The organism is Allobosea sp. AAP35, from assembly GCF_001295925.1.
Taxonomy (GTDB): domain Bacteria; phylum Pseudomonadota; class Alphaproteobacteria; order Rhizobiales; family Beijerinckiaceae; genus Allobosea.
Genome location: NZ_LJHQ01000033.1, coordinates 32,187 through 50,691, shown reverse-complemented (window position 1 = coordinate 50,691; position 18,505 = coordinate 32,187). Strand labels below are relative to the sequence as shown.

The 18,505-nt window shown below is 67.1% G+C and carries 14 protein-coding genes; 6 read left to right on the top strand and 8 right to left on the bottom strand.

Annotated elements, in window-relative coordinates; translation table 11 throughout:
* Window positions 1-27: 27 nt before the first annotated feature.
* The 3 genes from IP69_RS11965 to IP69_RS11955 all read left to right on the top strand — a co-directional run bounded on the left by IP69_RS11965 (window position 28) and on the right by IP69_RS11955 (window position 2,790).
* Window positions 28-417, top strand: coding sequence for a cupin domain-containing protein (locus IP69_RS11965; protein WP_054143053.1), 390 nt, complete (start codon window positions 28-30; stop codon window positions 415-417).
* A gap of 70 nt (window positions 418-487) precedes the next feature.
* The gene (locus tag IP69_RS11960; protein ID WP_054143052.1) at window positions 488-1,660 is read left to right on the top strand and encodes a M20 aminoacylase family protein; all 1,173 of its coding nucleotides are present in this window, start codon (window positions 488-490) and stop codon (window positions 1,658-1,660) included.
* Between the two features lie 23 nt (window positions 1,661-1,683).
* Entirely contained in the window at window positions 1,684-2,790 is a 1,107-nt protein-coding gene (locus IP69_RS11955) for an NAD(P)/FAD-dependent oxidoreductase (protein WP_054143051.1), read from the top strand.
* 99 nt (window positions 2,791-2,889) lie between these two features.
* Here the strand turns inward: IP69_RS11955 and eda are convergent, their stop codons facing one another.
* From eda to IP69_RS11915, 8 genes are all read right to left on the bottom strand, one after another.
* On the bottom strand, window positions 2,890-3,534 hold the full coding sequence (gene eda, locus IP69_RS11950; RefSeq protein WP_054143050.1) for a bifunctional 4-hydroxy-2-oxoglutarate aldolase/2-dehydro-3-deoxy-phosphogluconate aldolase: 645 nt from the start codon (window positions 3,532-3,534) through the stop codon (window positions 2,890-2,892).
* Window positions 3,535-3,573: 39 nt separating this feature from the next.
* On the bottom strand, window positions 3,574-4,275 hold the full coding sequence (locus IP69_RS11945) for a 6-phosphogluconolactonase (protein ID WP_082359250.1): 702 nt from the start codon (window positions 4,273-4,275) through the stop codon (window positions 3,574-3,576).
* The gene (zwf, locus tag IP69_RS11940) at window positions 4,275-5,777 is read right to left on the bottom strand and encodes a glucose-6-phosphate dehydrogenase (RefSeq protein WP_054143048.1); all 1,503 of its coding nucleotides are present in this window, start codon (window positions 5,775-5,777) and stop codon (window positions 4,275-4,277) included. The genes IP69_RS11945 and zwf overlap by 1 nt, the downstream gene beginning before the upstream one ends.
* A 138-nt stretch (window positions 5,778-5,915) precedes the next feature.
* Complete coding sequence (locus IP69_RS11935; protein ID WP_054143047.1) at window positions 5,916-6,668, bottom strand: ABC transporter ATP-binding protein; 753 nt, start codon at window positions 6,666-6,668, stop codon at window positions 5,916-5,918.
* A gap of 157 nt (window positions 6,669-6,825) precedes the next feature.
* The gene (locus IP69_RS11930) at window positions 6,826-7,686 is read right to left on the bottom strand and encodes an ABC transporter ATP-binding protein (protein ID WP_054143046.1); all 861 of its coding nucleotides are present in this window, start codon (window positions 7,684-7,686) and stop codon (window positions 6,826-6,828) included.
* Window positions 7,683-8,573: a nickel transporter permease gene (nikC, locus tag IP69_RS11925; protein ID WP_054143045.1), complete on the bottom strand. Its 891-nt coding sequence runs from the start codon at window positions 8,571-8,573 to the stop codon at window positions 7,683-7,685. The genes IP69_RS11930 and nikC overlap by 4 nt, the downstream gene beginning before the upstream one ends.
* A gap of 7 nt (window positions 8,574-8,580) precedes the next feature.
* On the bottom strand, window positions 8,581-9,645 hold the full coding sequence (locus IP69_RS11920; RefSeq protein WP_082359249.1) for an ABC transporter permease: 1,065 nt from the start codon (window positions 9,643-9,645) through the stop codon (window positions 8,581-8,583).
* A 110-nt stretch (window positions 9,646-9,755) separates the two neighbouring features.
* On the bottom strand, window positions 9,756-11,360 hold the full coding sequence (locus tag IP69_RS11915; RefSeq protein ID WP_054143067.1) for an ABC transporter substrate-binding protein: 1,605 nt from the start codon (window positions 11,358-11,360) through the stop codon (window positions 9,756-9,758).
* Between the two features lie 242 nt (window positions 11,361-11,602).
* On the opposite strand from IP69_RS11915, the gene IP69_RS11910 reads away from it, so the two are divergent.
* The 3 genes from IP69_RS11910 to IP69_RS11900 are packed head-to-tail and all read left to right on the top strand — an operon-like array spanning window position 11,603 to window position 18,459.
* A complete protein-coding gene (locus IP69_RS11910; protein ID WP_054143044.1) occupies window positions 11,603-15,010 on the top strand; it encodes a transglutaminase family protein in 3,408 nt (1,135 codons plus the stop codon).
* Between the two features lie 9 nt (window positions 15,011-15,019).
* Window positions 15,020-17,584, top strand: a complete 2,565-nt coding sequence (locus IP69_RS11905) for a circularly permuted type 2 ATP-grasp protein (RefSeq protein ID WP_054143043.1) — start codon at window positions 15,020-15,022, stop codon at window positions 17,582-17,584.
* Window positions 17,581-18,459: a transglutaminase family protein gene (locus IP69_RS11900; RefSeq protein WP_054143042.1), complete on the top strand. Its 879-nt coding sequence runs from the start codon at window positions 17,581-17,583 to the stop codon at window positions 18,457-18,459. Before IP69_RS11905 ends, IP69_RS11900 begins: the two co-directional genes overlap by 4 nt.
* Window positions 18,460-18,505: the final 46 nt, after the last annotated feature.

Genomic DNA, 18,505 nt, shown 5'->3' with positions numbered 1-18,505 from the left:
GCGCGGACCAACGTTAAGGACTTCACGATGACGATCCTCGACCACAAGACGCAGCCGCAGGACAAATGGCGCGACGGCGTGATGACCGAAATGCGGGTCTCGGCTCTCGTCCAGAGCAAGCAGCTCTGCATCTTCGAGCAGTTCTGCGAGCCGGGCCTGGGCGCGCCGATGCATCTGCATGCGGTCGAGGAGGTGCTCGAGGTGATGGGCGGCACGGCCGAAATCTATCTGCGCGACCAGACCATGGTCGTCACCGCCAACCAGTCGGTACTGATCCCGGCCGGCGCGCGCCATGGCTTCAAGAATATCGGCACCGACACGCTGCATGTGCGCGCGACGCTGGCGGCGGCGATCTTCGAGGCGTCCTATGACGACCGCAACGAATTGTCGCGCCGCTATGTCCCTACCGATGCCTGACGACACGCTGATAGCCTGACGATCCAACGAACCGCCGCCGGCGGACCGCGCTGCCCTTTTTGAGGTCACGATGCCCAAAGCCGAACTGATCGCCGCGATCCATCCCGAACTCACCGCGATCCGCCGCGATCTGCACCGCCATCCCGAGCTGATGTACGATGTGCACCGCACGGCCGGCGTCGTCGCGCAGAAGCTGACGGAATGGGGCGTCGACGAGGTTGTGGCCGGCATTGGGAAGACAGGCGTCGTCGGCGTGATCAAGGGCCGCAATCAGGACTCCGGCAAGGTGATCGCCATGCGCGCCGACATGGACGCGCTGCCGATCCATGAGGAGACCAATCTCGAGCATCGCTCGACCGTACCGGGCAAGATGCACGCCTGCGGCCATGACGGCCACACCGCCATGCTGCTCGGCGCCGCCAAATACCTCGCCGAAACGCGCGATTTCGATGGCACGGCGGTGGTGATCTTTCAGCCGGCGGAGGAAGGCGGCGCCGGCGCCAAGGCGATGATCGAGGACGGGCTGATGACCCGCTTCGGCATCCAGCAGGTCTACGGCATGCACAACAAGCCGGGGCTTCCCATCGGCCAGTTCGATGTGCGCAAGGGCCCGACCATGGCCGCCGCCGACCGTATCCACATCAAGATCGAGGGCAAGGGCGGGCATGCCGCGGCGCCGCACCGGGTCAACGACCCGATCGTCGCCGCCTGCCAGCTCGTCACCGCGCTGCAGACGATCTCATCGCGCAATGCCGACCCGCTGGATTCGATCGTCGTCTCGGTGACCGCCATCAATGCCGGCGAGGCTTTCAACGTCATTCCTCAGAGCGTCGAGCTCAAGGGTTCGGTGCGGACGCTGACGCCGCAGATGCGCGAACTCGCCGAGAAGCGGATCAAGGAAGTCACCGCCGGCATCGTGGCCGCCTTCGGCATGACCTGCGTCTGCGACTATCTCCACGGCTACCCCGTGACCTTCAACCATGCCGAGCAGGCGGACTTCGTCGTCGGCACGATCGAGGCCGCCTTCGGCGCGGGCAAGGTCGACACCACCGTGCCACCGACGATGGGCTCGGAGGATTTCTCCTACATGCTGGAGGAGCGCCCCGGCGCCTTCATCAATATCGGCAATGGCGAATCGGCAGGTCTCCACCACCCGGCCTATGAGTTCAACGATGCGGTGATCCCGGTCGGCGTGACCTATTGGGCGAACCTGATCGAAACCGCGATGCCGGCGAAGGCCTGAGGTAGGTTTGAGAGGCCTTCGGCATGCATGACATCGATTGCCTGGTGATCGGGGCCGGCGTCGTCGGCCTCGCGACGGCTCGCGCCCTGGCGCTGGCGGGGCGCGAGGTCGTCATCGCGGAGGCGGCGGACGGCATCGGCACGCAGACCTCGGCGCGCAATAGCGAGGTCATCCATGCGGGCATCTACTACCCGCCGGGCTCGCTGAAGGCGAAGGTCTGCGTCGAGGGGCGCCAGCGGCTGTATGCTTATCTCCGAGAGCGGGGTCTGCCCCACAAGGCCTGCGGCAAGCTGATCGTGGCCACATCCGCCGCGCAGAGGCCGGCGCTGGAGACGATCATGGCCCGTGCGCAGGCATCGGGTGTGGACACGCTGCGCTGGCTCGACGCGGCCGAGGCGAAGGCGATGGAGCCGGAGGTGCGCTGCGAGATTGCGCTGCTCTCTCCGGAGACCGGCGTCGTCGACAGCCACGCCTTCATGCTGTCGCTGCTCGGCGAGTGCGAGGCGGCCGGCGGATCGCTGGCGCTCAACACGCCGATCGCCGGCTGGCGCCGCGAGGCGGACGGCTTCAGCGTCGATTTCGGCGGCGAGGATCCGGCGACCTATTCGGTGAAGACGATCGTCAACTCGGCCGGCCATGGCGCGCCGAAGCTGCTCGGGCAGTTGGAGGGTTTCCCGCCCGCGCATGTGCCGGTGCAGCACTATGCCAAGGGCAATTACTTCGCCCTTCTGGGCAAGCAGCCCTTCTCGCATCTGGTCTATCCGGTTCCTGAAGCCGCAGGCCTCGGCATCCACGCCACGATCGACATGGGTGGTCGCGTCAAGTTTGGACCGGATGTCGAATGGGTTGAGCACGACCAGGATCTGGTCGTCGATCCGCAGCGGGCGGACCGGTTCTACGCCGCCATTCGCACCTATTGGCCGGCGCTGCCCGATGGCGCGCTCGTCGCTGATTATGCCGGCATCCGGCCGAAGCTGCATGATTCGACGCAGCCGATGCCGGATTTCCGGATCGACGGGCCGGCCGTCCATGGCGTGAACGGGCTGGTCAATCTGCTGGGCATCGAGAGCCCCGGCCTGACAAGTTCGCTGGCGATCGCGGATCTGGTGGTGGATCGACTGGCGGCGTAACGCGCGTCATGCTTGGGCCGGTCAGTCGTCAAGCCAGTGCTTACCTTGCAAGAGATTCTCGGGTCTGCGCTGCGCTTCGCCCGAGAATGATGCGAGCGGTCAGCCCCGCAACGCCTTGAACGTCTCGCTGGCCTCTTTCGCGAGCTGCGTCACGCGCTTCCAGTCGCCGGCCGCGATCGCGTCCGCCGGGACCAGCCAGGAGCCGCCGACGCAGATGACCTGCGGCAAGGCGAGGTAGCTGGCGAGGTTGTTCAGGCCGACGCCGCCGGTCGGGCAGAAGCGCATCTGCGGGAACGGGCCCGACAGCGCCTTCAGCGCGGGCGGCCCGCCCGCCGTCTCGGCGGGGAAGAATTTTGCGACAACACGGCCGGCGGCGACCGCGCGCATGCAATCGGAGGCCGTGGCGACGCCCGGCAGCCAGGGCAGGCCGGCGGCCTTCAGCGCCTCGTCGACCGCCTCGCTGAAGCCGGGGCTGACCACGGCTTTCGCGCCAGCATCCTTGACCTGCTGAACCTGCGCCGGGGTGACGACCGTGCCCGCAACCGGCAGCGCGCCAGGCACCGATTTGGCAATGGCTTCCAGCGCAGCCAGCCCGGCCGGGCGGCGCAACGTGACCTCGACGACGTCAATGCCGCCGGCGACGAGAGCGTGCGCCAGATCGATGGCGCGCGAGGCATCCTCGATCACCACGACCGGAATCACGCCACAGGCTTGGAGGCGGGCAATCGCGGCAGTCTCGTCCATGGTTGGCGTCTTTCAATCGTTTGAACGGGTGCGGGCGGTCTACTCTTTCGCCCAGTAGACGTCGAGGCCCTGGCTGCGGCCCAGGAGGAGATCGACCGGCAGCGGGGCCTCGCGCGCCTCGGCGGTCTTGAGAACCCCGTCCTTGGCGTCGCCCGACACCAGCAGGCTCGCCCAGCCGGCTCCCGTCAGACGCCCGGGCGACAGCGACAACCGCGGCGGCAGGCCGGGCGGATGGGCGACGCTGATGCCGCTGTCTGGCGAGGCCGCGAAGCCCGCCTCCTCGCCGGGAAACAGCGAGGCGATGTGGCCGTCGGTCCCCATGCCGCTGACGAGAAGGTCGAGCGGGGGCAGTTGCGCCAGTTCGGCGCAAAGCGCGGCAGCGGCAGACTCGATATCGCTGCCATGGTCGTGGAAGGAGAGGAACCCGACCCGCCCGTCGCGCAGCGGCGCGAACTGCGCGCGGATCATGCGCTCGTTCGAGGCTGCGTCATCGGCCGCGACGAAACGCTCGTCGGTCGGCATCAGCGTGATGTTGTCCCAGGCGAGATCATGCTCGCCGAGGGCGGCGAGGAATCGCGCCGGGGTGGTGCCGCCGGGCACGGCAAGCGAGGCCCGGCCCTGCTCCGCGAGCAGGGCACGCAGCCGAATGGCGACGGCTTCCGCCAGCGCCTCGGAGGCATCCGCCAAGGTGGTGAAGCGATGCCAGGCGACGATGCCGCCGGTCATGGGATGGGGAGCCATCAAACCAGGTCCGGATCGGCCCAGGAGCGGCCCTCGCGCTCGATCAGGCCGATCGCCTGCGAGGGCCCCCAGGAGCCTGCGGCATAGCGATGGGGATGGGGCGCGTAGTCCTGCCAGCCGGCGATGATCGGATCGACCCAGGTCCAGGCCTGCTCGACCTCGTCGCGATGCATGAAGAGTGTCTGGTCGCCGCGGATGACATCCGTCAGCAGCCGCTCATAGGCGTCGGGCGTGCGCTCGTCGAAGGCGGTCGAATAGCGCAGGTCGAGCTGGCGCGGCACGACCTTGAGGCGGCCCGAACCCGGCACCTTCATCATCAGCTGGAGCTGGACGCCGTCATTGGGCTGCAGCCGGATGACGAGGCGGTTGGCATCGAGCCGGTCGCCCATGCCGCCGCCGAAGATCGAATGCGGCACAGGCTTGAAGGTGACCGCGATCTCGGAATAACGCTGCGCCATGCGCTTGCCGGTGCGCAGATAGATCGGCACGCCGGCCCAGCGCCAGGTGTCGATCTCGCAGCGGATGGCGACGAAGGTCTCGATATTGCTGGCACGGCCGAGTTCCTCGGCATAGCCGCGCACGCGCTGCCCGTCGATCTGGCCGGCGACGTATTGCCCCCGCACGGTGTAGCGCTGGACATCGGGACCGACGATCGGCCGCAGAGCCTTGAGAACCTTGATTTTCTCGTCGCGGACCGCGCCTGCCTCGAGCATGTTGGGCGGCTCGATGGCAAACAGCGTCAGCAGCTGCATGAGATGGTTCTGCACCATGTCGCGCATATGGCCGGCCTTGTCGTAATAGCCCGCGCGCGTCTCCAGACCGACCGTCTCGGCCACCGTGATCTGGACGTTGTCGATGTCGCGGCTCGACCAGGAGCGCTCGAACAACGTGTTGGCGAAGCGCAGCACCAGCAGGTTCTGGACCGTTTCCTTGCCGAGATAATGGTCGATCCGGTAGGTCCGGCTTTCGGGCAGGATGCGCGCCACCGCGTCGTTGATCTCGCGGGCCGAGGCGAGATCGCGGCCGAGCGGCTTCTCCAGAATGACGCGCGAGGTCGGCGTCAGGATATCGGCAGCGGCGAGGTTCTCGCAGATCGGGATGAACAGATCCGGCGGCGTCGAGAGATAGAAGGAGCGCACGCGCTCATTGTCGCCGAGCGCGGTCTTCAGCGCCTTGAAGGTCTCGGGCTTGACGGCATCGAGCATGACGATGGTCAGGCGCTTCAGGAAGGCATGGACATCGGCCTTCGACAGGCCTTCCTCGCCCAGCCGCTTGGCGATCTGCCGGGGCAGACCCTCGACATCCTCCTCCTTGCGGACGATGCCGATGATGCGGCTTTCATCGGGCAGCACACCCTCGCGGCTGCGCTGCGCCAGGGCCGGAAACAGCTTGCGCAAGGCGAGGTCCCCGCCCGCGCCGAAGATCACCAGATCGAAGGACGGAACCGGCGTCCGCTCGGGAATCGTCTCGGGCCGCAGGTCCCGGTCGGCGATGGCATCCATATCTCTCACGTCTCCATGCCGGTTTCGATTCCGCTCCGGCCGCGGCGACCCGGCGGCCCATCAGGACTCCCGACTTGCGACGAGAATGCGACCAAGACGCTCGATTGCCAAATGCGGCCGGTGCGGGGCCGCTCACCATCAGCCGCGCCTGAAGCCCTCGCTGGCCGTCAGCAACTGCCTTGCATAATCCGTGCGCGGCGTGCGGGCGGCGAGCGTCCCCGCGGACATTTCCTCGACGCCCTGCCCAAACTGCATGACCAGCAGGCGCTGGCACATATGCGCGACGACCGCGAGATCGTGGCTCACCAGGATATAGGTAAGCTTCCGTTCCCGGCGCAGCGCCTGCAGCAGGTTCAAAACCTCGGCCTGGATCGAGACGTCGAGCGCCGAGGTCGGCTCGTCGAGCAGCAGGATCGCGGGTTCGAGCACGAGCGCGCGCGCGATCGCCACACGCTGGCGCTGGCCGCCCGACAGCTGATGCGGATAGCGAAAGCGGAAGGAGCTGGGCAGGCCCACCTCGGACATGGCACGAGCGATGCGTTTTTCGGCATCGTCTATGCCGTGAATGGCGAGAGGCTCGGCCAGCGCGTCGTCGACGGTTTTCTTGGGGTGGAGCGAGCCATAGGGGTCCTGGAAGACCATCTGGACGGCGCGATAGAACGCCTTGTCGCGGACCTTCGGCTGGGCCTGCCCGGCGATCTCGACCGTGCCGCTCCAGTCGCGGTTCAGCCCCGACAGCACGCGCAGCACGGTCGATTTGCCAGAGCCGGACTCGCCGACGATGCCATAGCTCTCGCCGGACGCGACGGTGAAGGAGAGATCCTTCACGACATGGGAATCGCCGAAGGAGACGTTGAGTTTGTCGACGCGGATGGCGGGGTGTTCGGTCATGCGGGCAACTCGCTGTCATTCCGGGGCTTCGCGCAGCGAAGAACCCGGAACCCACGACGGGGCGCACCAGTCGGACTGCATGCACGTTCAACCCGGTCGTGGGTTCCGGGTTCGCTGCTGCGCAGCGCCCCGGAATGACAGAGGACGGTCGTGCACATCATGCCAGCCAGGCCGGGTCGCGGGTGAGGGTCGCGAGCTCCGCCTTCGGGTGATCGAGATCGGGCAGGCAGCCGAGCAGGCCGAGCGTATAGGGGTGGCGGCGGGCCCGGGCGGCCTCATCGGCGAGTTCGGCCGCCGGCAGCGTCTCCATCGCCTTGCCGCCATACATGACGATGACGCGGTCGCAAAAGGACTGCACCAGATGCAGATCATGGCTGATGAAGATCAGCCCCATGCCGCGCTGGCTGACGAGATCGTCGAGGATCTTCAGGATCTGGAGTTGCACGGTGACATCGAGCGCCGAGGTCGGCTCGTCGGCGATCAGGATGTCGGGCTCGGCGATCAGCATCATCGCGATCATGACGCGCTGGCCCATGCCGCCCGAAACCTCGTGCGGGTAGAGTTCGTAGACGCGGGCCGGCTCGCGAATCTGGACCTGCTCCAGCATGGCCAGCGAACGCTCCTTCGCCTCGCGGGCGCTGGCCTTGTGGTGGACGCGGTAGGCCTCGGCGATCTGGTCGCCGACCGTGCGGACCGGGTTGAGCGAGAATTTCGGGTCCTGCATCACCATCGAGATGTGGCGGCCGCGCAGCTTGCGGCGTTCGCGCTTGTCCATCGTCAGCAGATCCCGGCCGCGATAGGTCATGCGGTCAGCCATCACCAAGCCAGGCGGCGGGATCAGATCGAGGATCGCGCGGCCGGTCATCGACTTGCCGGAGCCGGATTCACCGACGATGCCGAGCCGCTCGCGGCCGAGCGTGAAGGACAGGCCACGCACGGCCTGGACGATGCCGGTCGGCGTGTGGAAATCCACGCGCAGATTGTCGAGTTCGAGGAGGGGCGGTTCGATCACGCTCATCGGGCATCCATGACGTCGCGCAGGCCGTCGCCGAGCAGGTTGAATCCGAGCGCGACCACGCAGATCGCCAGGCCGGGGAAGGTCGCGACCCACCACTGATCGAAGATCTGCTCGCGGCCGGCCGAGATCATTGCGCCCCATTCCGGGATCGGCGGCTGAGCGCCAAGGCCCAGAAAGCCGAGGCCTGCCGCGATCAGGATGATGCCGGCCATGTCGAGCGTGGTGCGCACGATCAGCGAGGGCAGGCACATCGGCACGACATGCTTCCAGACGATGCGCCATTGCGAGGCACCCTGAAGGCGGATCGCGGCGATATAGTCCTGCTGGCGGATGATCAGCGTCTCGGCGCGGGCGACGCGGGCATAGGGCGGCCAGGCGGTGATGGCGATGGCGATGACCGCATTCTCCAGACCGGGGCCGAGCGCGGCCACGAACGCAAGCGCCAGCACGAGCCGGGGAAAAGCCAGGAAGACGTCGGTGATGCGCATCAGCAGGCGGTCGACCCAGCCGCCGAGATAGCCCGAGGCTGCGCCGATCAGCAGGCCGATCGGCCCGACCGTGACGACGACGAGCAGCACGATCACCAGCGTGACGCGGGTGCCGTAGACGATGCGGCTGAAGATGTCGCGGCCGAGCGAATCGGTGCCGAAGACATTCGTGCCCGAAGGGGGCAGCAGGCGCCAGTCGAGGTTTTGCGCCAGCGGGTCGGCGGTGGCGATCAGCGGCGCGAAGGCCGCGACGAGCAGCAGCGCGACGATGATGCAAAGCCCGACCATGGCGAGCGGGTTGCGGCGGAAGGCGAGCCATTTGCGATAGGCCTGGCCCAGGCGGGCCTGACGGCGCGAGGCCGGCGAATCGGAGAGGAGGTAGTCGGTCCAGGTGGTCATGAGCGCCTCATCGCGTCCGCGGATCGACCAGCCGGCCGAGGATGTCGGACAGCAGGTTGACCGCGATGAAGACCGCCCCAATCACCAGCGTGCCGCCGAGCACAGCGTTCATGTCGGCGTTCAGCAGGGAATGGGTGAGGTAGCGGCCGAGGCCGGGCCAGGCGAAGATCGTCTCGGTCAGCACGGAGCCTTCGAGCAGATGCATGTAGGAGACGGCGATCACGGTCACCAGCGGCACGAAGGCGTTGTGCATGGCGTGGCGCCAGACGACGCGGAACTCGGACAGCCCCTTTACGCGGGCGGCGATGACGTATTGCTGCTGCAGCTCGGTGATCATGAAGCTGCGGGTCATGCGGCTGATATAGGCCACGCTCAGGATGCCGAGCACGGCCGAGGGCAGGATGAGGTGGGACCAGGCGTCGCGGAACGCCTCCCAGTCGCCCTCGATGGCAGCGTCGATCACCAGAATGCCGGTGATCGGGGTGATGAGGTCCTGGAAGGCGATGCCGGCGCGGCCGGGTCCGCCGACCCAGCCGAGCTTGGCGTAGAACAGCAAAAGACCCATCAGCCCGAGCCAGAAGACGGGGATAGAATAGCCGAACAGGCCGATCACGCGGGCGACCTGGTCAGGCCAGCGGCCCTGATAGACCGCTGCCACGACGCCCAGCGGAATGCCGAGCAGGCAGCCGATCAAGGTGCCGAGCGTGGCCAGTTCGAGCGTCGCGGGAAAGACGCGCTTGATGTCGTCGACGACCGTATTGGAGGTCAGGACCGAACGACCGAGATCGCCGGAAAAGACCTTGCCGACATAGATCGCGAATTGCTGCCAGAGCGGCTTGTCGAGCCCGAGTTCGATGCGCGCGGCCTCATAGGTCTCGGGGCGGGCATTGTCGCCGACGACCGCAAGAACCGGATCGATCGGGATGACGCGGGCGATGAAGAAGGTGATCAGCAGCAGGCCGAAGATGGTGATCGCGACCGTCACGAGCTCGCGCGAGGCGATTTTCGCCCAGCGTCCTGCCGTTTCGCCCCATGAGCGCCTGCGAACCGGGCTCTCCACCACGCTCGTCATGCCAGCTTGTTTCCGTTTCTGGGACCGGGACCGGCCCTGCAGGCCAACCGGAAGCAAAAGCCCCGCCGCAGCCCTAAGAGGCCGAGGCGGGGCTGGTTGGTCAGATAATCTCAGTTCTTCGAGATCGGCGCGTAGAAGTTGGTATCCGAGCTCGGCCCGATGACCCAGCCCTTGACGTTCTTGCGATCGGCCGAAACCTCGACCTGCTGGAACATGATGACGAAGGGCGAGACCTTCTGGTGATCGCGCTGAAGGGTGCCATAGACGGCGGCGCGCTTGGCCGCGTCGGTCTCCAGCACGTTGGCCTGGGTGACCTTGGTCATCTCCGGGATGTCCCAGGCATTGCGCCAGGCCAGTGTCTTCGACCTGGCGTCTTCGGCATTGTTCTCGTTGATGGCGAAGGTCTCGGCGTTGGTGTGCGGATCGAGATAATCCGGGCCCCACTGGCCGATATAGATGTCATGGGTGCGGGCACGATACTTGGTCAGCGTCTGCTTGCCGTCGCCGGGGAGCAGTTCGAGCTTGATGCCGGCCTGTGCCCAGTTTGCCTGGATCGCCTGCGCGATGTCGGTGATCGGGCTGACCGAGCGGACGTCCATGGTGACGCTGAAGCCATTGGGGAGGCCTGCCTTGGCGAGCAGTTCCTTGGCCTTGGCCGGATTAAATCCGTAGGGCCTGTCGTCGATCGCGCCCAGGAAGCCCTTGGGCAGGAAGGATTGATGCGCCTTGTAGGTGCCCTCGACGATGTTGCGCTCGATCGAGGCGTAGTCGACCAGGTATTTCAGCGCCTCGCGCACCTCTGGCTTGGCGAAGTTGGGGTTCTTGGTGTTGAGCCCGAGATAGAGGATGTAGCCCTTGTCGCCCTGGACGATCTCGACGTCCTTGTTGGATTTGACCGCGGCGAGCTGGTCCTTGGAGAGGTTGCGGGCGATGTCGATGTCACCCTTCTCCAGCAGCAGGCGCTGCGAGGCCGGCTCGGCGACATGGCGCACGACGATGCGCTTGTTTTTTGGGGCGCCCTTGTACCAGCTCTCATTGGCGTCGAGCGCATATTGCTCGTTGGGGCGATAGGCGCGGACCTTGTAGGCGCCGGAGCCGGCCGAGTTCTGCTTCAGCCAGCCATTGCCCCAGTCGCCGTCCTTCTCATTGGCCTTGACCAGCTTGGTGTCGACGATCGAGGCGACGCCCGACGTCAGGCAGTTCAGGAAGAAGGTCGGCGCGAAGGGCTTCGAGACCGTGATGACCAGCGTGTTGTCGTCGGTCGCCTTCACCTTCTCCAGGACGTTGTCCTTGGTGAAGCCGAACTGCGCCAGGATGAAGCCCGGCGACTTGTTGAGCGTCACGGCGCGCTGGAAGGAATAGACCACGTCGGCGGCCGTCAGCGGGTTGCCGGAATGAAACTTGACGCCGGGGCGAAGCTTGAAGGTGTAGGTGAGGTTGTCGGGGCTCACCGTCCAGCTCTGGGCCAGTTCCGGGACCAACTCGTTGTTCTTGGCGAGATCGACGCCCATCAGCTTGTCGTAGACGTTCGTGACGACCTCGACGCCGGAGAACTCGAAAGCCTCGGCCGGATCCAGCGAGATGATGTCGTCGATCTGCTTGGCCATGACCACCGTGTCCTTTGGCGTCTGGGCGAAGGCCACCGTGGTCTGGGCGGTCGTCGCCAGCAGGGCGGTGAAGGCCGACGCCACCATCAATTTCGCTACGTGACGCATGAAAATCCCCATCGGTTCAGTTGGACCGTGGCCCGGCCCTTGTTGCTGAATGTGAGACCAGTTGGACGCTTCTGTCCAGCAGGGCGGGGTCGAAGCCCAGAGCCGCCTGCATAATTCTTGTGCATCTCGCTGGCGCGGTTGGCGCAGACAGCGGCGAGATGCTGCTTTGCGCTCTTCCCGCGCGCCGCTAACGTGTGTCCCCTCGGCGTCCCGCCCTGTCATGACCAGCAGGTATCAAGCTCTTGGCCATCATTGCCGCGCTCCATCACGTCACCCATTACCGCTATGACAGGCCTGTCACGCTCGGGCCGCAGATCATCCGGCTTCGGCCGGCGCCGCATTGCCGCGCCGCGATCAACAGCTATGCGCTGAAGGTCTCGCCGGCCGAGCATTTCGTGAACTGGCAGCAGGATCCCAGCGGCAACTGGCTGGCGCGCTATGTCTTCCCCGAGCCGGTCAGCGAATTCCGCATCGAGGTCGATCTCGTCACCGAACTGTCGATCATCAATCCGTTCGACTTCTTCGTCGAGACCGATGCCGAGATCTTCCCTTTCACCTACCCAGAAGAGCTCCGGGCGGAGCTCGCGCCCTATCTCGTCACCGAGCCGGCCGGGCCGCTGCTCCAGGCCTTTCTCGCCACGATCCCGCGCGAGCCGACCAACACGGTCAATTTCGTCGTCGATCTGAACGCAAGGCTTTCCGGCGCGATCGCCTATGGCATCCGCATGGAGGCGGGCGTCCAGGAGCCCGAGCACACGCTCGACATCAAATCCGGCTCCTGCCGCGATTCGAGCTGGCTGCTGGTCCAGATCCTGCGGCAGCTCGGCCTCGCGGCCCGCTTCGTCTCCGGCTACCTGATCCAGATGAAGGCGGATATCGACCCGCTGGAGGGGCCGGCCGGAACCGACAAGGACTTCACCGATCTTCATGCCTGGGCGGAGGTTTATATTCCCGGCGCCGGCTGGATCGGGCTCGACCCCACCTCGGGGCTTTTGACCGGTGAGGGCCATCTGCCGCTGGCCGCGACACCGCATTACCGTTCGGCCGCGCCCGTCTCGGGCGTCGCCAGCTATGCCGAGACGACCTTCGATTTCGAGATGAGCGTGGCGCGCGTGCATGAGGTGCCGCGCATCACCCTGCCCTTCTCGGATGAATCGTGGCAGCGGCTCGATGCGCTGGGCGAGCAGGTCGAGGCCGATCTTCAGGCCGGCGATGTGCGCCTGACCATGGGCGGCGAGCCGACCTTCGTCTCGGTCGACGACCAAACCGGCGAGGAATGGAACATCGCCGCTGTCGGGCCAACCAAGCGCCAGCGCGCCGACGTGATGATCCGTAAGCTGCGCGAACGTTTCGCACCCGGTGGCATGCTGCATTACGGGCAGGGCAAGTGGTATCCGGGCGAGAGCCTGCCGCGCTGGGCCTTCGCGCTGTATTGGCGCCAGGATGGCGAGCCGATCTGGCGGGATGCGGCGCTGATCGCCCGCGAGCCGGGCGCGCCGACGGGCGGCGACCGTGAGCTGGAAGCCGGCGCGACCATGGCGGAGGTCGAGGCTCTGGCCGAGGGGCTGTCCGACAAGCTCGGCCTGGGCGCCGACTACATCGTGCCCGCCTATGAGGACACCGGCTACTGGCTGTTGAAGGAGGCCCAGCTTCCCGACAATGTCGATCCGCTCGACCCGCGCCTGGCCGACCCGGAAGAGCGGGCGCGGATGCAGCAGGTCTTCCAGCTCGGGCTGGGCAAGCCGCGCGGCTATGTGATCCCGGTCCAGCGCTGGCAGAGCCAGGCGGGCGACAAGCGCTGGCGCTCGGAAAAGTGGAAGCTCAGGCGCGGCAAGCTCTTCCTCGTGCCGGGCGATTCACCCGTGGGCTACCGGCTGCCGCTGGGTTCGCTGCCGGTGGTGCCGAAGGCTGAATATCCGCATATCCATCCGCAGGATCCAATGGAGGCACGCCCGCCGCTGCCGCGTTCCGCCGGGGGCTTTGGCCAGGTCGCCGATCCGCCGGCGCCCGGGGCGCCGTTCCAGGCGGAGCCTCCCTCCTACCAAGCTACATCACCCCACCAGATGTCGCGCTCGGTCGAGGCCAGCGGCGCGAGCGCCCAGGATCGCACGGAACAGGAAATCGGCGGCGAGCATGTGCGCACCGCGATCAGCCTCGAAATCCGCGACGGGGTGCTGTGCGTGTTCCTGCCGCCGGTGGAGCGGCTGGAGGACTATATCGACCTGATCGCCAGCGTCGAACAGGTGGCGCGCGAGCGCAACCAGCCGGTCCATATCGAGGGCTATCCGCCGCCCAACGATCCGCGCCTCAACGTCGTCAAGGTTACGCCCGATCCCGGCGTGATCGAGGTCAACATCCACCCTGCCCGGAACTGGCGCGAGGCGGTCGAGATCACGCGCGGCGTCTATGAGGAGGCGCGGCAGTCGCGGCTCTGCGCCGAGAAGTTCATGGTCGACGGGCGCCATACCGGCACCGGCGGCGGCAACCATGTCGTGCTCGGTGGCATCACCCCGCCGGACTCGCCCTTCCTGCGCCGGCCGGACCTGCTCAAGAGCATCGTGCTCTACTGGAACCGCCACCCGTCGCTGTCCTATCTGTTCTCCGGTCTGTTCATCGGCCCGACCAGCCAGGCGCCGCGCATCGACGAGGGCCGCCACGATTCGCTCTACGAACTCGAAATCGCGCTGGCGAAGATCCCCAAGCCGGGGGAGCCTGCGATCCCGCTCTGGCTGGTGGACCGGCTGCTGCGCAACCTGCTGGTCGATGTCTCCGGCAACACGCATCGCAGCGAGATCTGCATCGACAAGCTCTATTCGCCCGACGGACCGACGGGGCGGCTCGGGCTGATCGAGTTCCGTGGTTTCGAGATGCCGCCGGATGCGCGCATGAGCCTGGCGCAGCAGCTTCTGGTGCGGGCGCTGATCGCCTGGTTCTGGCGCGAGCCGCAGACCGGCGGGCTGGTCCGCTGGGGCACGACGCTGCATGACCGCTTCATGCTGCCGGAGATGGTCTGGCAGGATTTCAAGGACGTGCTCGGCGATCTCGGGCGCGCCGGCTATGCCTTCGACCCGGTCTGGTTCGAGGCGCAGGCCGAGTTCCGCTTCCCATTCTTCGGGAAGGTCGAGCATGGCGGTGTCGAGATCGAGATTCGGCAGGCGCTCGAACCCTGGCACGTCATGGGCGAGGAGGGCGCGATCGGCGGCACCGTGCGCTATGTCGATTCATCCGTGGAGCGGCTTCAGGTCAAGGCGAAGGGGCTGGTTCCCGGCCGCCACCTGATCACCTGCAACGGGCGGCGCCTGCCGATGGCTGCGGCCGGCACCTCGGGCGAGAGCGTCGCTGGTCTGCGCTTCAAGGCCTGGCAACCGGCCTCGGGCCTGCATCCGACGATTCCGGTGCATGCGCCATTGACCTTCGACATCGTGGATACCTGGGTCGGGCGCTCGCTCGGCGGCTGCGTCTATCATGTCGTCCATCCCGGCGGTCGCAATTATGAGACTCCGCCTGTGAATTCCTACGAAGCCGAGGCGCGGCGGCTCGCACGTTTCGAAGCGATCGGTCATACTCCCGGCGCGCTGGTGATTCCGCCCGAAGAGCGCAGCGCCGAATTCCCGCTGACACTGGATTTGCGGCGTCCTCCCGGAGTGTAGACGCAAGCGATGGCATTGCAGGGGCGATCACCATCGGCGCGCACCCGGACGGAGCGGCGCAACGCCCTGCTGGCGGGCTATCGGCCGCTACCGGGCGTGCGCGACGAGCTCATCGGCCCCGACGGCCAGGTGCGCGCGCATTGGGAGCCCTTCCTGTCGGAGTGGTGCGCCTTTTCGCCCGACGAGCTGAACCAGCGCTTCGGCCTCGCAGACCGGCACGTCAACGACACCGGCGTCTCCTACCGCGTCCATGGCGATCAGGACGAGCACGACCCGGCGGGCGGTGAGCGGGCCTGGCCGCTCTCGCATGTGCCTCTGGTGATCCCGGGCTCCGAATGGGAAACGATCGCGGCCGGCGTCGCCCAGAGGGCGCAGCTTCTGAGCACGCTGCTCGACGACATCTACGGCCCGGGCGAGATGATCGCCAACGGGCTGCTGCCGGCTTCGGTCGTCACCGGCAGCCCCGACTATCTGAGGCCGCTGCATGGAGCGCCGGGCGGTGGCGCGCTGCAGCTCTACGCCGCCGATCTCGGACGCGGCCCCGATGGGCGCTGGTGGATTCTCGGCGACCGGACGCAGGCGCCCTCGGGCACCGGCTATGCACTGGAAAACCGGCTCGCCTTGTCGCGCGCCTTCCCCGACATGTTCCGGACGATGAACATCGAGCGGCTGGCGACCTTCTTCCAGGGCTTCCGGGCCGGGCTGGTGGCGCGGTCGAAGCGCGTCGAGCCGCGCATCTGCCTGCTGACACCAGGCCCGCTCAACGAAAGCTATTTCGAGCAGACCTATCTCGCGCGCTATCTCGGCTTCCTGCTGGTGGAGGGCGGCGATCTCGTCATGCGCGAGGGGCGCGTGCATGTGCGCACCATCGCGGGGCTCAAACGCGCCGACGTGATCTGGCGACGCATCGACGGCGACTTCGCCGATCCGCTCGAACTCAATGCACGCTCAGCGCTGGGCGTGGCAGGGCTCGTGCAGGCGGTGCGCAAGGGCAGCGTTCATATCGCCAACGGGCTCGGCTCCGGCGTGGTGGAAGCACGGGCGCTGATGGGTTTCCTGCCGGCGCTGGGCGAGAAGCTCCTCGGCGAGAAGATGATCCTGCCCAATGTCGCGACCTGGTGGTGCGGCCAGCCGCGCGAGCGCGCCGCCGTCCTGAACCGGTTCGACGAGATGAGCATCGCGCCAGCCTTTCGCAGCGCCGGCGGCGGGCTTGATGGCGGGCCGGTGGTCGTGGCCGACCTCCCGGCTGCGGAGCGCGACGCGCTGCGCCAGCGGGTCGAGGCGCGCGGCATGGACTATGTCGGGCAGGAGGTCGTGCGGCTCTCGACGACGCCGGTCTTCCAGAACGGGCGCCTGCAGCCGCGCCCGATGACCTTGCGCGTCTTCGCCGCCGCGACGCCCGATGGCTGGAAGGTGATGCCGGGCGGCTTCTGCCGGATCTCCGACGAGCCCGATGCACGCGCGGTGAGCATGCGCAGCGGCGTGCGCTCGTCCGACGTCTGGGTGACGTCAGACGCACCCGTCGAGCAGGTGTCGCTGTTGCCGACGCCCGATCGCATTCCGATCCGCCGCATCACCGGCACGCTGCCGAGCCGCGCCGCCGACAACCTGTTCTGGCTCGGGCGCTATCTCGAGCGCACGGAGGCGACGCTGCGGCTGGTGCGGGCGCTGCTCGGCCGGCTGATCGATGCCGACGTCACCAACCCCGCCCGTCCCGAGACGGTGCGGCGCTTGGCCAATCTGCTGGTCGCCTGGGGTGCTGCGCCCAGCGGCAAGGGATCTGGGACCCGTATCCGGGGCGCCAGCGCGACTGGCAAGGTCTCCTCGGCACTGGCCCAAGCGACCGCAGCCCTCTACGATGCTGGCGAATACGGCTCGGCCCGCGCCAATATCGGCGAGGCCCGGCGCACGGCCTCGGTCATTCGCGAGCGGCTTTCGATCGATGCGTGGCGGCTGTTTGGCGACCTGCAGCGCCAGCTGACTCTCGAGGCCGGGGCAAAGTCGAGCGAGGGCGAGGTCTATGAGGTTGCCGACCGGGCGCTCAAGACTCTGGCGGCGTTCTCGGGCCTCAGCCAGGAAAACATGGTGCGGGGCCCGGGCTGGCGGTTTCTCGATATCGGCCGGCGGATCGAGCGCGGCATCGCGACCTGCCGCTTTGCGCGGCATTTTGCCGAGGCCAGCGCGCCCAGCGACGGGCTCGATGCCCTGCTCGACCTGACCGATTCGCAGATCACCTATCGCTCGCGCTACATGATCGGCGCCAGCCTGCAGCCCGTGCTCGATCTGGTGATGCTCGACCCCTACAACCCGCGCTCGGTGGCCTTCCAGATCGATCGGCTCGACACCGAGATCCGCGACCTGCCTTCTGTCACCGAAGACGGCATGCTGGAGGCACCGCGCCGGCTGATCCTGAAGCTCGCCGCCGAATGCCGCACCTCGGAAGCGTCAAGGCTCGACCGGGCCAGCATCCTCCTGTTCGAGCAGCTGCTGATGGGCGTCTCCAGCGCCATCGCCGACCGCTATTTCCTCCAGAACAGCGGCCCCGAAGGCTCGCGGCTGACAGGCATCGCGTGATCTACGACGTCCGGCACATCACCACCTACGGCTATAGCCGCCAGGTCCCGTTCGCGCGCTGCATCCTGCGGCTGGAGCCGCGCAATGATGGCGGCCAGAGCGTCGTCAGCAGCGAGCTCAGCGTGACGCCGCGCCCGGCGGAACGCAGCGACGGCAGCTGCTTTTTCGGCAACCGCATGACCACGCTGACGATCTCGAAGCCGCATCGCGAACTCAAGGTCGAGATGCGGGCGCGCGTCGAGGTGAGGCGGCCGCCCGCGCCCTTCCCGGGCCTGACACGGCGCTGGGAGGAGGTCGGGGCCCTGGCGCTGGCCTCGGCCAGCCTGGCGCCCGAGTCGCCGGCGCATCACCTGCATCCAAGCCGGCTGGTACCGGTGGTGGCCGCCGTCACGGATTATGCGCGTGCGAGCTTTTCGCCCAGGCGCCCCGTGCTGGAAGCCGCGGCCGAGCTGATGGGCCGGATCCGCCGCGAATTTACCTATGACCCCGAGGCAACGGAGGTCTCGACCCCGCTGGAGGAGGCCTTCCGCGAACGCCATGGGGTCTGCCAGGATTTCGCCCATGTGATGATCGCCGGTCTGCGCGGGCTCGGCCTGCCGGCGGCCTATGTCAGCGGCTATATCCGGACCATCCCGCCACCGGGCGAGAAGCGGCTGGAAGGCGCCGATGCCAGCCATGCCTGGGTGATGATCTGGTGCGGGCCCGAGACGGGCTGGATCGGCCTCGACCCGACCAACGATCTGATCGTCGCCGACGACCACATCGTCACCGCGCTGGGCCGCGACTATGCCGATGTCTCGCCGCTGGACGGCGTCGTGATCGGCGCAGGCTCGCAGAAGATCGGCATCGCCGTCGATGTCATTCCCGTGATCTGAACCTCGCCCGCGATCTGAACCGCGCCCGTGAGCTGAACTGCGCGGA